Raw genomic sequence first — 10785 nt, forward strand, 5'->3', positions numbered from 1 at the left:
AAGAACCCCTCAGCGATGACCGACTATCTAGTGGCGATTACTTCGCCCGTCAATGCCAGAACTGAAGCTTTCTTCCGAAAACCCGCCGCGCCACAAACCAACAACACAGCAGGGCGCGCCTTCTAGGATGCCCCACAGGCCGTGTCAAAGGGATTCTTCCGCGGCAGTCACCCGAGATGGGACGCGGCGCGCCACCCTACAAGGGGGCGAGGACAGCCTCGGCCATCTTCATCGCCTGCGCGCGGATCTCCGGCACGGCGGTGATCTCCCACAAGGCATCCCGCGCCAGCGGCCCCAGGACAACGAGGCCAGGCACCGCTTGCGCTTGCGTATTCAGGGCTTTCCCATCCGGCAGGACGGAGAGGCCCTGCCCGTCCGGCTGTGGCATCCCCTGCTCCATGAGCCTCGGAACCGGCGGGCTGGCGGACCAGGCCCGGCTGCCGGAAGGGCCGGTGCAAAGCAGGATGCGCGCGCAGCGCAGCCGCTGCCGCTCTCCTCCGCGCAGACGAAAAAGGACTTCGACCCCTCCGCCTGTTCCGCGCTGCCAGGACTCGAGTCGGCCCGCCATGACGCGGAGGTCTCCTCGCGCCAGCGAATCAGCCAGGGTCTCGGCGCGACCTCCGGCGCCAGCCGGTACCGGTGCAGGTTCCTGAGGCTGGCGGCATGGCGGAGGAAGCGGGCCTGCTCCGGCTGGCTCCGGGACCGCCAGACGGCCCGCACATATGGACGCAGACCATCCGGCACTGCCTGCCAGGGCTGCCGGGCCGCCATGGCCCTGGCCGCCTACGCCCGCAGCAGCCGCAACAGGGCAAGCGGGCCAGGCGCCCTCCCCGGCAGCAGTGGCACCGGCCATGGCGGGAGACCGCCACCAGTGGTCCTCTATGCCCGTGCCGCCGCAGGGAGAGCACCATGTCCACCATGGTCCCGCCTTCATGAAGGGCGGACGGCAGGAAGGGCATGAAAAACCCCGCGAGGCCGAAGCCTGCGGGGGGGGCGCTTTCCAGGAGCGGACGCCGGCGTCAGCGGCTCCGTCCGGGCGGATCGCGGCTCAGGCCCCGCGCTGCCAGCTCGGCCTCGTAGGCGGCCCAGCGCTCCGCCTGCTCCCGGCCCAGCGTGTGGAGATAATCCCAAGTGTAGATGCCGCTGTCATGCAGGTCGTCGAACACCAAGCGCACGGCGTAGTGGCCAACCGGCTCGACCCGCAGGATGCCCACGGCGCGGCGGCCGGAGACGATCTTCTTCTGCCCCGGCCCATGCCCCTGCACCTCGGCGGAGGGGCTCTCCACCCGCAGGTATTCCGCCGGCAGCGTGAAGCTCTGGCCGTCCTCGTAGCGGATGTCGAGGCAGCGCTCGGCCCGCCGCAGGCGGATCTCGGTGGGCGCCGCCATCAGCCGCCGAGGCGCCGTGCCTCGTCCGGCAGCATGATCGGGATGCCGTCGCGGATCGGGTAGGCGAGGCCTGCCTGCTCGCTCACCAGCTCGCCGCGCTCCCGGTCGTAGCGCAGCGGGCCCTTGGTGACAGGGCAGACCAGGATCTCCAGCAGGCGGGGATCGATGGGGCCACCCGGCGGGGCGGCGGAGGTGGGGTCGGAAGGGTTCATGGTGCTCATTCCTCGGGATTCCTGCGCCCGGCGGGGCTGCCCGTCAACTGTGGCGGCGGCACCTGGACTTCAGCTGGGGCGGTCGGCGCCGGCGGCGGGGCCCGCGCTGTCCATCCGCAGCAGCGCCACCAGCATCGCGGCGCGCGCCGCCAAGTCCGGCGCCTCCAGCAGGGCCTGCTTCTCCGCCTCCCCGAAGGGGCAGATCATGCAGAGCGTGGTCACCAGCATGGCGGGCGGCGTACGCTCGATCGCCGTCCAGTCCGCCTCGATGCGCCGCGCCTGGAAATAAGGGCGCAGCGCCGCCAGCAGCGCCTCGCGGTCCACTGCGGCGTCAGACACGGGCTGGGCGTCGGCGGGAAAGGCGGCATGGTCGGCGCGCACGCGGCGGTAGCCGCGCGGGCTGTCGGGCAGTTCCTCCAGCACGCGGAAACGGTGCGTGCCGAGCAGGGTGACCAGGTAACGCCCGTCCCCCGTCTCGGAGAAGGAGGCGATCCGTCCCAGGCAGCCGGCACGGTAGAGGGTGGAGCGCCCCTGCGGCCGGGGCTTGGCCGGGTCGGGCAGCACCATGCCGATCAGCCGGCCCCGCCCCAGCGCATCCTCGACCATGGCCAAATAGCGCGGCTCGAAGATGTTGAGGGGCAGCCGGCCGCCGGGCAGCAGCAGCGCGCCCGCCAGGGGAAACACCGGTATCTCCGCCGGCGGCTCCCCTGCCGGGGCCTCGGGCCGGGAATGGTCGGTGTCCATGCCCGGCCCTCCGGGCTCAGCGGAACAACAGGGTGGAGAGGCCGCGGCGCGCCTTCACCGTGGCCGGGTCCATCGGGCCCCAGGCCTCGAAGAACTTCAGCAGCTGCTTGCGCGCCGCCTCCTCGTTCCAGGCGCGGTCGCGCTTGATGGCCTCCAGCAGCGCCTCGGCAGCCTCGGCGCGCTTCTCCATGGCGTTCAGCGCCACCGCCAGCTCGATCCGCGCCTCATGATCGTCCGGATCGGCGGCGAGGCGGTTCTCGAACTCGGCCAGGCGCTCCCGTGCCTTGCGGCCCTCGGCGGCCAGCTCCAGCGCGCTGCGCACGCCGGCAACCTCGGCATGGCTGCGCAGCTTCTCCGGCACCGCCTCCAGCACCTGGAGGGCGCGCTCCTCCTCGCCCATCGCCATCAGGGTGCGGGCGAGGCCGGCCAGCGCCTCGGCATTCTCGGGCTCCTGCTGCGCCACGGCAGCATAGATCTCGAGCGCCGTCTGGTGGTCGCCCTCCTCCGTGGCCTGCTTGGCCTCGGCCAGCAGGTCGGCCGCCGGCATCTGGCCGCCGGCCGCCTTCAGCAGGGTCTCGATGAACTTCTTCAGCTCGGATTCCGGCAGGGCGCCCTGGAACAGGTCGGCGATCTGGCCCTGCCAGAAGGCCACCACCGTCGGCACGGATTGCAGCGGCAGGCCCATCTGGCTCAGCTGCTGCACCAGGCCGCGATTCTGGTCAATGTCGATCTTCACCAAGCGCACGCGGCCCTGGGCGGCGGTCACCGCCCTCTCCAGCGCCGGCGTCAGCTGCTTGCAGGGGCCGCACCAGGTCGCCCAGAAATCCACCAGCACGGGGACTTCGCGGCTGGCCTGCACCACGTCCTGCATGAAGGACTTGGCATCGCCATCCTTGATGATGTCGGCACCGCCGGTAGCGGCAGGGTTGGGGCGGTTCGGGTCGAGGATCGTATCCATGGGGGCACCAGCTCCGGTCTTCCTGCCTGCCATAGATGCGCCGGTCGGGCTCCGGCGCAAGGCGGGAGCCTGAATTCCCCGCGCCGCCTCAACCGGCCGGCGCGGGCGGAGGCAGGTCCAGCACCTCCGGCGCGTGGCCGAGGGCGCGCAGGAAGCGCAGCAGGCCGTCCGGCGCCAGGGCGGTGGTGGCGGTGTTCACCAGCGGATGGAAATGCACCCGCTCCACCCCCTCCAGCAGCGCACGGTCGATCGCCACCCGCACCCGGCCGGGCCGCGCGTTGACCAGCCCGAAGGGCGTCACCGAGCCCGGCCGCACGCCGAGCTCCGCCCACAGCGCCTCGGGCGGCGCGAGCTGGCCGCGCGGCGCGCCGAGCTGCCGCAGCAGCGCGTTGATCGAGAGCCGCCGGTCCTCCTCCAGCACGGCCAGGATGAAGGGGCCGGCCTCGCGGGGGCGGAGGAACAGGTTCTTGGCATGGGCGCCGGGCAGGCTGCCGCGCAGCGACTTGCTCTCCGCCACGGTGTGCAGCGGTGGGTGATGCACCGTCTCGGCGGCGATGCCGAGAGCGGCGAGGCGGGCCAGCAGCCCCTCCGGCGTCTCGGCCGGGGCGCCGCTGGCCAGGGGCGGAAGGAGGGAGGGGTCTTCGCTCTGCATCCCGCCTCTCTGCCGCCTCCGCGCGCGGGCGTCGAGCGGGGGCGCGCCGCCTCAGGCCGCCACCTCATGCACCGTCAGCCCCGGCGCGGCGGGCGGCGCCCCCTCCAGGAGGCGCAGCGCGGCGCGCAGCCCCGCCTCCCCCGCCCGCCAGCGGCGCGCGAGGCTGTCGGCGGAGAAGTCGAACAGCTTGCCGGGCCCGGCATCCTCCGGCGTGGCGTGGTAGCCCAGGCGCACCACCGTGGCGGCGCCGGGGCCGGCCGCGGCGGCCAGGGCGGGCGCCAGCGCGGGATCGGCGCGCAGCCCGGCGGGCAGCCGCTCCGCCACCGCCTGCAGCGCGGCGCGCAGCCGCAGCGCCCTTCCCTGCCCTTCCAGGATGCGCTGAGTCTGGTTGCCGAAGGCCAGGTCCCCGGCCCGGGACAGCGAATCGCTCAGCGAGCGGGGCACCTGGCCCGAGGCGGCGAACAGCTCCGCCACCAGGCACAGCACCGGCGAGGTGTCGTCCGTGTCGAACACCAGGTCGAGCGGCGTGTTGGCGGAGAGGCCGCCATCGCCGAGCAGCCGGCCCTCGACCCTGGACGGCGCGAAGAGCGGCGGCAGGCCGCAGGCGGCCACGATGTGCTCGGGCCCGATCCGGTCTCCGCGCCCCGTGTCGAACACCACGCGCTCGCCGCTCGTCAGGTCGGTCGTCACCACGCTGAGGCGCGGCGCGCCGGCATTGAGAAGCGCGAAATCCACCAGCTCCGGCAGGCGCCGCCGCAGGGGCGCGAGGTCGTGCAGCGCGGCGCCGTCCTGCGGCAGGAAGCCGGCCCAGTGGCGCGGCAGGAACAGCCCCGGCCGGCCGAGCAGCAGGGTCTGCAAGGCGGCGGCATCGTGGCCGGCGCGGCGCAGCGGGACCGCCGCCAGGCTGAAGGGAAAGCCGGGCGGCAAAAGCGCCGCGGGCGCCGGCGCCGATGCGACCGAGTCCCAGAATTCCCGCAGCCGCGCCACGCGCCGCTCCGGCGGGTTGCCCGCGAGGATCGCCGCGTTGATGGCGCCCGCCGAGGACGCGGCCAGCCAGCCCGGGCGCGGGCTGCCCGCCGCCTCCAGCGCCGCGCACAGCCCGGCCTCGAACGCGCCCAGCGCGATGCCGCCCGAGAGCACCAGGGCCGTCCGCATCAGGCGCGCCCCGATGGCCGGCACGGCGCCGGAGCGGCGGGCGGCGGGGCGGAGGCGGCGCGAGGCAGGCTCTGCGGGGTCATGGGTGCTCCTGGCCGTGGAAGGAGAGCGGCGGCCCGCCCCGGAAGGGGGGAGGCGGCCGGCCCACAGGCGCAACCGGAGCGCCATTGCCCGGTTGCCTTTTTCCCACATCCGCCACGACAAGCCCGAGGAGGCCGCCATGACACACGCTTTCCGCAGCCGCTCCGCCATCCTTGCCGCCGGCCCGGCCGGCCCTGGCGATGACGCGCCCCCCGGCACGCCCGGCACCGGCGAGGATGTCTGCCCCGATTGCCAGGGGCAGGGGCGCCTTGGCGGCCAGGAATGCCCGACCTGCCAGGGCACCGGCATCGTGACGAAGGGGGTTGGCGGCGCCTGAGGAGCGCCTCACCTGCCGATTGCAGCGGCGGGGGCGCCCCACGGGACAGGCCACCGCCGCAGGAAAGGATGATCATGTCGGGCTTCGCCTTCGACAACAGCTATGCGCGCCTGCCGGGTCGCTTCTATGCGCAACGCCCCCCCACCCCGGTGGCCGCGCCGCGCCTGCTGCGGCTGAACGCCGCGCTGGCGGAGACGCTGGGGCTGGAACCGGCCTTCCTCGCCAGCCCCGAGGGCGTCGCCATCCTCGCCGGCAATGCGGTGCCGGAGGGGGCGGCCTCGCTGGCGATGGCCTATGCCGGGCACCAGTTCGGCCAGTTCGTGCCGCAGCTGGGCGACGGGCGCGCCCTGCTGCTAGGCGAGGTGGTGGGGCGCGACGGCCAGCGGCGCGACATCCAGCTCAAGGGCTCCGGCCTCACCGCCTTCTCCCGCCAGGGCGACGGGCGGGCGGCGCTCGGCCCGGTGCTGCGCGAATACATCCTGGCCGAGGCCATGGCGGCGCTCGGCATTCCCACCACCCGCGCCCTGGCGGCGGTGGCCACCGGGGAGACGGTGCGGCGCGAGCGGGCCCTGCCCGGCGGCGTGCTGGTGCGGGTGGCGTCCAGCCACATCCGCGTCGGCACCTTCCAGTTCTTCGCCGCGCGGCAGGATCTGGAGGGGCTGCGCCTGCTGGCCGACCACACCATCGCCCGGCACGACCCGCATCTGGCCGGCAGCCCCGCCCCCTATCTCGGCCTGCTGGAGGCGGTGGTGGCGCGGCAGGCGGATCTCGTGGCGCGCTGGCTGCTGGTGGGCTTCATCCACGGCGTGATGAACACCGACAACATGGCCCTCTCCGGCGAGACGATCGACTACGGCCCCTGCGCCTTCCTCGACGCCTACGACCCGGCCACGGTGTTCAGCTCGATCGACCATTACGGGCGCTACGCCTATGGCAACCAGCCGCCCATCGCGCAGTGGAACCTGGCGCGGCTGGCCGAATGCCTGCTGCCGCTGCTGGCCGAGGACGAGGAGGAGGCGCTGGCGCAGGCGCGCGCGGCCCTGGGCGGCTTCTGGCCGCGCTTCGAGGCCGCCTGGCTCGACGGCATGCGCCGCAAGATCGGCCTGGCGGAGGCGCGGGAGGAGGATGTGGCGCTGGTCCAGGACCTGCTGGACCGCATGACGAAGAACAAGGTGGACTTCACCCTGTTCTTCCGCGCGCTCGGCGATGCGGCGGCGGACCCGGCGGCCGATGCCGCGGCGGCCACGCTGTTCGAGGACCCCGCCGCCTATCAGGGCTGGGCCACCGGCTGGCGGCAGCGCCTGGCGCAGGAAGGCGGCAAGCCCGAGGCACGGCGCGACGCGATGCGGGCGGTGAACCCCCTCTACATCCCGCGCAACCACCAGGTGGAGGCGGCGCTGTCCGCCGCGGTGGAGCGGCAGGATCTCGCCCCCTTCGAGGCGCTGCTGGAGGTGCTGGCCCGCCCCTTCGAGGAGCGGCCGGGGCTGGAGGGCTACACCCTGCCGCCCCAGCCGCAGGAGCGCGTGCTGCAGACCTTCTGCGGCACCTGAGCGGGGCCACCGCTCAGGGCGGGGTGTAGGCGCTGCCATCCTCCGCCCGGCGTGGCGCCGCGACATAGCGGCCATCTGGCGGCACGGCCAGCTCGGTGAACGCATCCGCCAGCCGGTGCAGCGCCGCGCGCATCGCCTCGCCCTGCATGGCGCGGCCGTGGCCTGGCACCACCCGCTCCGGCTCGAGCGGCGCCAGCCGGGCCACGGAGGCCGCCGCGGCCTGCCAGTCATGGGTGTAGTATTGCGGCGGGCCGTGCAGCGCCGGCTCCTGCACCGCCGAGGCATAGGCGGATTCGCTGGCGGTGGTGACGAAGGCATCGCCGGCGATCAGCATGCGGTCGGCCTCGCGCCAGAGGGAGACATGCCCCACCGAATGGCCGGGCGTGTGCAACCAGCGCCAGCCCGGCAGGCCGGGCACGCCGCCATCCTCCGGCAGGGCGCGCAGGCGCGGCCGCAGATCCGCCGGCCCGCGCGGATAGAGCGGCGAGAGCCAGGCCATGGCGCCGCCGCCGACAGTGGGGTCGGGTGGTGGATAGGCGCTCCGCCCGTCGAGATAGGGCATCTCCAGCGGGTGGGCATAGACGGGCACGTCCCACCCCGCCGCCAGTTCGGCGGCGCTGCCCACATGGTCGAAATGCCCGTGGGTCAGGATGATGGCCGCCGGCGGCCGGTACGCGCCGAAGCGCTCGGCGGCGGCACGGCGGATGCGCCCGGCCATGCCGCCGATGCCGGCATCCACCAGCACCCAGCCCGGCGCCCCCGGCGGGCCGACAAGCACTACATTGACGAAGAGCAGCCGCAGGAACGCCACATCCTCCGCCGCCGCCAGTGTGCCGCCCTCCGCCGCCTCGGCGAGGATGCTGTCTTTGCCGAGGGGAAGTTGCCGCGCCATGGTTCCTCGCCTTGCCTGTGGAGGAGGACATCCGCCGGTCAGACCGCGCCGCCTCCTGCGCATAACCGGCCATGCCGCGCCCGGTTCGCCGGCGGCTCCGCCACGCCCCGACCCCCCTGCCGCCCGAGCGGAGGCATGACAAAATTTCCATGAAGAAATTTGCTCGGCGGACCTTGCGGAGCCCCATCGGCTATGAGATATCCCCGCCACGCCAGACGGAGCGCGGGCGTAGCTCAGGGGTAGAGCACAACCTTGCCAAGGTTGGGGTCGAGGGTTCGAATCCCTTCGCCCGCTCCAAATTCTCTTAGAGAATACAGGTGTTTAGCAAAGGCTCGCTTCGGCGGGCCTTTTCTGCGTCTGGGGCCGCGGAAGCAGGGCGGAACCAATCGACGAATTTTATCTTCCCCCGACTCCTCATGGTAAGCTCCACCTATGCTGCGTTCCATGCCACTGGGGCAGAGATGGCGACCACGCTGCGGATCGAGCCCGACAAGCTGGAGACGCTGAAGATCATGGCCCATCGACGCGGCATGAGGGTCAATGAGATGGTGCTGGTGGCTATCGACGAGTACGTGGCAACAGCGGCCAGGTGAAGGGAATGGCCATGAATCTGCCCAGCGCCCGCATCCCCACTACCCTGACGGCTTTTGGTAAGCCCAGCGTGGCGCTCGTGCCGGCCGAGGTGACCTCAGTTCGCTGGCTTACCTTTGAGAAAAAGGAGGGCACGGCCTTGGCATGGGGTGATGAGCTCTGGATTGGCGGTGGCGGAATCGAGATGAAGGTTGGATTCGAGAATCCGGGCCACGCCAAGGCCTGCTTCGACTGACTCCTGGAGTGCATGAAGCAGCGTCCTCAGCGTACCTGACAATGCCAGTTACAGGACACGATAGGGGAGCGGGCTCTCATAACCGATGAACCTGAGCCTGTCCGCCTCGGGCACAAGACTTTGGCCCAGCCTCCAAGCGACTTTGCGCAGTGGGAACTGGTCTGGCTGATCTGCTGGCGCGCGTTGAGCCAGGAACACTGACAGGGCCGGCAGAACGTAAAAAGGGGCCTTCCGGCCCCTTTGATCGACTGACAGTCTTGCTCCTGTCGTTAGGAGCGGTGCGCTCCGGTCTGCATCGGAGGATATGCGGAGTGGGTTTCGGCTTCGATGCGTTCGCGCGCCCGATGCCAGTACTGCTCCGCCCCTCCCTCTGGTTGGCCGTCGGCCTCCCACATCAGAAAGGCTCGCTCCCGAACGAGATCATCAGGCTTCTTTTCTGTGTTGTTTTGTTCTGTATTGGACATGTCGCTTCTCCTGGCCGAAGCCGTTGGCACAGTAGCACGTCGCTCAACCAACAGATGCAACAATAAGTATCCATCGGACACGATAGGGGAGGGCGTTTACCTTCCCCTGTCGCTGATCAGGGTCGCGCAGGGCCTAGAAACCCCGTGAAGTCCCCCTTCAGCACCTTGAGGAGAGCCTGCCCGGACTGCAAGTTGTAGGCCCCGCGGGCAAAGGTCTGGTTCTCCGGCTGCCCTTCAGTCAGCGCGGCCTGCGCGCTGGTGCCGCTGGATTTGCCTGCCGGCTTGTTCGTCTCGCCGGCCCTGCCCCGGGCGGGCGCCTGCGCCGGCACCTCCGCCGTCCGCAGCCGCGCCTTCCGCACCTTCACGAGCTCGGCTTGCACCTCCAGCCAGTTTCCGCCGCGTTCGCCGTTGGACCGCACCGCCCTCAGGTTGGTGAACCCCATGTCGGGGTAGAGCATCTGCCCGGTGCTGATCGTTACCAGAGCGCGCCGCTTGTGCATCTCGCGGAGCTGCTCCACCGCATCGACCAGCTTCAAGGCCCCGCTACTGGTGAAGGCAAAGGCCGCGACACTGGCCGTGGAGACCATGCCGGATATCCGGACGGTCTCCACCCCTTGCGTGATGTGGTCAGTGATCAGCGTCCCGTCTTCCACGGGGTAGCGTGTCACCTCGGCGGCCATGTCGATCTCTTCGGTCACCAGTACGTCGAGGGTAAGCGAGCCAAGCCTGGTTCGCCGATCTGCGAAGGAGAGGACCGTCATCATTGCGCTTCGACCCCTGGACGAGCCATATTCTCCAGCCAGTATTCCCGGAACATGGTCCTATCCATGCCGCGCTGAGTTGCCGCGGCGACCTCGGGCCCGGAAACACCCGTGGCATTGACCGTGACGTTGTTCGTCACCGTCGCGCTGTTGTTCTGAGTGCTGACCGTGCTTCCGGCCGGGCTGGCACGGCGCAGATAGTTATCGTTGAGCGCTCCCAGCATGTCCCCGCCCCGGGGCAGGAGGAGCTCTGAGCCGTCCGACTGAATGATGCACTGGCGCATACCGAGAGCGCCCAGAAGCGGGTGGATGAAGTTGAGAAAGCCATTAGCCGCCGGTTCAGTAATCCGCTCCCCCGTCATCTCCCTGGCACGCCCGCTATAAGCGGGCAGATCCTGCGCTGGCAGTTCCGGCTCAACGTCCAAGAACCGCTGGATGAAGGGTGGGAAATTAGCGAAAGCCTCACCTGCTCAGTTCCGGAAATACTCCTTCAACTGGTCCCAGGCCTTGATCACCTCATCTGGCGTCCCCGCCAGGATCTTGCTGATCTGGTCAAGGGCCGGCTTCAGCGGCGCCACCAGCGTGTCGAAGTCTCCGGACCAATCGCCAAAGAGGGTCTTGGTCGTGCTACCCTTCACCTAGGCGGCGTGGACAAAGCTGATCCATAGGCGGATGGCAGCGAGTTGGACAAATCCGAGGAAACTGCTGGCGGTGTGGTCGTAGCGGGTAGCGACGCGGCGGCAGTTCTTCAGGCGGTTGATGCAG

The 10785-nt window shown here is 70.9% G+C and carries 16 protein-coding genes and 1 tRNA gene; 5 read left to right on the forward strand and 12 right to left on the reverse strand.

What is annotated here, in order from left to right; all coding sequences use genetic code 11:
- Window positions 1-196 precede the first annotated feature (196 nt).
- The 7 genes from CR165_RS23430 to CR165_RS23460 form a co-directional block, all read right to left on the reverse strand.
- Entirely contained in the window at window positions 197-568 is a 372-nt protein-coding gene (locus tag CR165_RS23430; RefSeq protein ID WP_109519316.1) for an FAD/NAD(P)-binding protein, read from the reverse strand.
- Between the two features lie 451 nt (window positions 569-1019).
- Window positions 1020-1388: a gamma-butyrobetaine hydroxylase-like domain-containing protein gene (locus CR165_RS23435; protein ID WP_109519317.1), complete on the reverse strand. Its 369-nt coding sequence runs from the start codon at window positions 1386-1388 to the stop codon at window positions 1020-1022.
- A complete protein-coding gene (locus CR165_RS23440; RefSeq protein ID WP_379635867.1) occupies window positions 1388-1600 on the reverse strand; it encodes a Trm112 family protein in 213 nt (70 codons plus the stop codon). The genes CR165_RS23435 and CR165_RS23440 overlap by 1 nt, the downstream gene beginning before the upstream one ends.
- A gap of 69 nt (window positions 1601-1669) precedes the next feature.
- The gene (locus tag CR165_RS23445) at window positions 1670-2344 is read right to left on the reverse strand and encodes an LON peptidase substrate-binding domain-containing protein (RefSeq protein ID WP_109519319.1); all 675 of its coding nucleotides are present in this window, start codon (window positions 2342-2344) and stop codon (window positions 1670-1672) included.
- A gap of 16 nt (window positions 2345-2360) precedes the next feature.
- Entirely contained in the window at window positions 2361-3302 is a 942-nt protein-coding gene (locus CR165_RS23450; RefSeq protein ID WP_109519320.1) for a tetratricopeptide repeat protein, read from the reverse strand.
- Between the two features lie 88 nt (window positions 3303-3390).
- Window positions 3391-3954 (reverse strand): prolyl-tRNA synthetase associated domain-containing protein, encoded by a 564-nt coding sequence (locus CR165_RS23455; RefSeq protein ID WP_109519321.1) that lies wholly within the window; start codon window positions 3952-3954, stop codon window positions 3391-3393.
- Between the two features lie 51 nt (window positions 3955-4005).
- Window positions 4006-5109, reverse strand: coding sequence for a patatin-like phospholipase family protein (locus tag CR165_RS23460; RefSeq protein ID WP_181378345.1), 1104 nt, complete (start codon window positions 5107-5109; stop codon window positions 4006-4008).
- Window positions 5110-5329: 220 nt separating this feature from the next.
- On the opposite strand from CR165_RS23460, the gene CR165_RS24760 reads away from it, so the two are divergent.
- A complete protein-coding gene (locus tag CR165_RS24760) occupies window positions 5330-5527 on the forward strand; it encodes a hypothetical protein (protein WP_146202029.1) in 198 nt (65 codons plus the stop codon).
- 74 nt (window positions 5528-5601) lie between these two features.
- The gene (locus tag CR165_RS23465; RefSeq protein WP_109519327.1) at window positions 5602-7077 is read left to right on the forward strand and encodes a protein adenylyltransferase SelO; all 1476 of its coding nucleotides are present in this window, start codon (window positions 5602-5604) and stop codon (window positions 7075-7077) included.
- A 13-nt stretch (window positions 7078-7090) separates the two neighbouring features.
- Here CR165_RS23465 and CR165_RS23470 read toward each other — a convergent pair whose 3' ends face one another.
- Window positions 7091-7969 carry an MBL fold metallo-hydrolase gene (locus tag CR165_RS23470; protein ID WP_181378346.1) on the reverse strand — a complete coding sequence of 293 codons (879 nt, stop codon included), beginning with the start codon at window positions 7967-7969 and terminating at the stop codon, window positions 7091-7093.
- Window positions 7970-8191: 222 nt separating this feature from the next.
- On the opposite strand from CR165_RS23470, the gene CR165_RS23475 reads away from it, so the two are divergent.
- The 3 genes from CR165_RS23475 to CR165_RS23480 all read left to right on the forward strand — a co-directional run bounded on the left by CR165_RS23475 (window position 8192) and on the right by CR165_RS23480 (window position 8795).
- Window positions 8192-8266 (forward strand) — tRNA-Gly (locus CR165_RS23475).
- 164 nt (window positions 8267-8430) lie between these two features.
- The gene (locus tag CR165_RS26085) at window positions 8431-8562 is read left to right on the forward strand and encodes a hypothetical protein (protein ID WP_281262130.1); all 132 of its coding nucleotides are present in this window, start codon (window positions 8431-8433) and stop codon (window positions 8560-8562) included.
- Between the two features lie 11 nt (window positions 8563-8573).
- Window positions 8574-8795, forward strand: a complete 222-nt coding sequence (locus CR165_RS23480) for a hypothetical protein (RefSeq protein ID WP_146202030.1) — start codon at window positions 8574-8576, stop codon at window positions 8793-8795.
- Between the two features lie 269 nt (window positions 8796-9064).
- Here the strand turns inward: CR165_RS23480 and CR165_RS23485 are convergent, their stop codons facing one another.
- The 4 genes from CR165_RS23485 to CR165_RS25285 all read right to left on the reverse strand — a co-directional run bounded on the left by CR165_RS23485 (window position 9065) and on the right by CR165_RS25285 (window position 10658).
- The gene (locus CR165_RS23485; protein WP_109519325.1) at window positions 9065-9259 is read right to left on the reverse strand and encodes a DUF2934 domain-containing protein; all 195 of its coding nucleotides are present in this window, start codon (window positions 9257-9259) and stop codon (window positions 9065-9067) included.
- Window positions 9260-9375: 116 nt separating this feature from the next.
- Window positions 9376-10023, reverse strand: coding sequence for a phage baseplate protein (locus CR165_RS25280; protein WP_181378347.1), 648 nt, complete (start codon window positions 10021-10023; stop codon window positions 9376-9378).
- On the reverse strand, window positions 10020-10445 hold the full coding sequence (locus CR165_RS23495) for a hypothetical protein (protein WP_146202031.1): 426 nt from the start codon (window positions 10443-10445) through the stop codon (window positions 10020-10022). Before CR165_RS23495 ends, CR165_RS25280 begins: the two co-directional genes overlap by 4 nt.
- A gap of 45 nt (window positions 10446-10490) precedes the next feature.
- Complete coding sequence (locus tag CR165_RS25285) at window positions 10491-10658, reverse strand: hypothetical protein (protein WP_181378348.1); 168 nt, start codon at window positions 10656-10658, stop codon at window positions 10491-10493.
- Window positions 10659-10785: the final 127 nt, after the last annotated feature.

The sequence above is a fragment of the Teichococcus aestuarii genome (assembly GCF_003116135.1).
Taxonomy (GTDB): Bacteria; Pseudomonadota; Alphaproteobacteria; order Acetobacterales; family Acetobacteraceae; genus Pseudoroseomonas; species Pseudoroseomonas aestuarii.

Bases quoted from the DNA above. Each gene is read 5' to 3' on its own strand.
- CR165_RS23430 (WP_109519316.1), bottom strand. From the start codon at position 568: ATGGCGGGCCGACTCGAGTCCTGGCAGCGCGGAACAGGCGGAGGGGTC.
- CR165_RS23435 (WP_109519317.1), bottom strand. From the start codon at position 1,388: ATGGCGGCGCCCACCGAGATCCGCCTGCGGCGGGCCGAGCGCTGCCTC.
- CR165_RS23440 (WP_379635867.1), bottom strand. From the start codon at position 1,600: ATGAACCCTTCCGACCCCACCTCCGCCGCCCCGCCGGGTGGCCCCATC.
- CR165_RS23445 (WP_109519319.1), bottom strand. From the start codon at position 2,344: ATGGACACCGACCATTCCCGGCCCGAGGCCCCGGCAGGGGAGCCGCCG.
- CR165_RS23450 (WP_109519320.1), bottom strand. From the start codon at position 3,302: ATGGATACGATCCTCGACCCGAACCGCCCCAACCCTGCCGCTACCGGC.
- CR165_RS23455 (WP_109519321.1), bottom strand. From the start codon at position 3,954: ATGCAGAGCGAAGACCCCTCCCTCCTTCCGCCCCTGGCCAGCGGCGCC.
- CR165_RS23460 (WP_181378345.1), bottom strand. From the start codon at position 5,109: ATGCGGACGGCCCTGGTGCTCTCGGGCGGCATCGCGCTGGGCGCGTTC.
- CR165_RS24760 (WP_146202029.1), top strand. From the start codon at position 5,330: ATGACACACGCTTTCCGCAGCCGCTCCGCCATCCTTGCCGCCGGCCCG.
- CR165_RS23465 (WP_109519327.1), top strand. From the start codon at position 5,602: ATGTCGGGCTTCGCCTTCGACAACAGCTATGCGCGCCTGCCGGGTCGC.
- CR165_RS23470 (WP_181378346.1), bottom strand. From the start codon at position 7,969: ATGGCGCGGCAACTTCCCCTCGGCAAAGACAGCATCCTCGCCGAGGCG.
- CR165_RS26085 (WP_281262130.1), top strand. From the start codon at position 8,431: ATGGCGACCACGCTGCGGATCGAGCCCGACAAGCTGGAGACGCTGAAG.
- CR165_RS23480 (WP_146202030.1), top strand. From the start codon at position 8,574: ATGAATCTGCCCAGCGCCCGCATCCCCACTACCCTGACGGCTTTTGGT.
- CR165_RS23485 (WP_109519325.1), bottom strand. From the start codon at position 9,259: ATGTCCAATACAGAACAAAACAACACAGAAAAGAAGCCTGATGATCTC.
- CR165_RS25280 (WP_181378347.1), bottom strand. From the start codon at position 10,023: ATGATGACGGTCCTCTCCTTCGCAGATCGGCGAACCAGGCTTGGCTCG.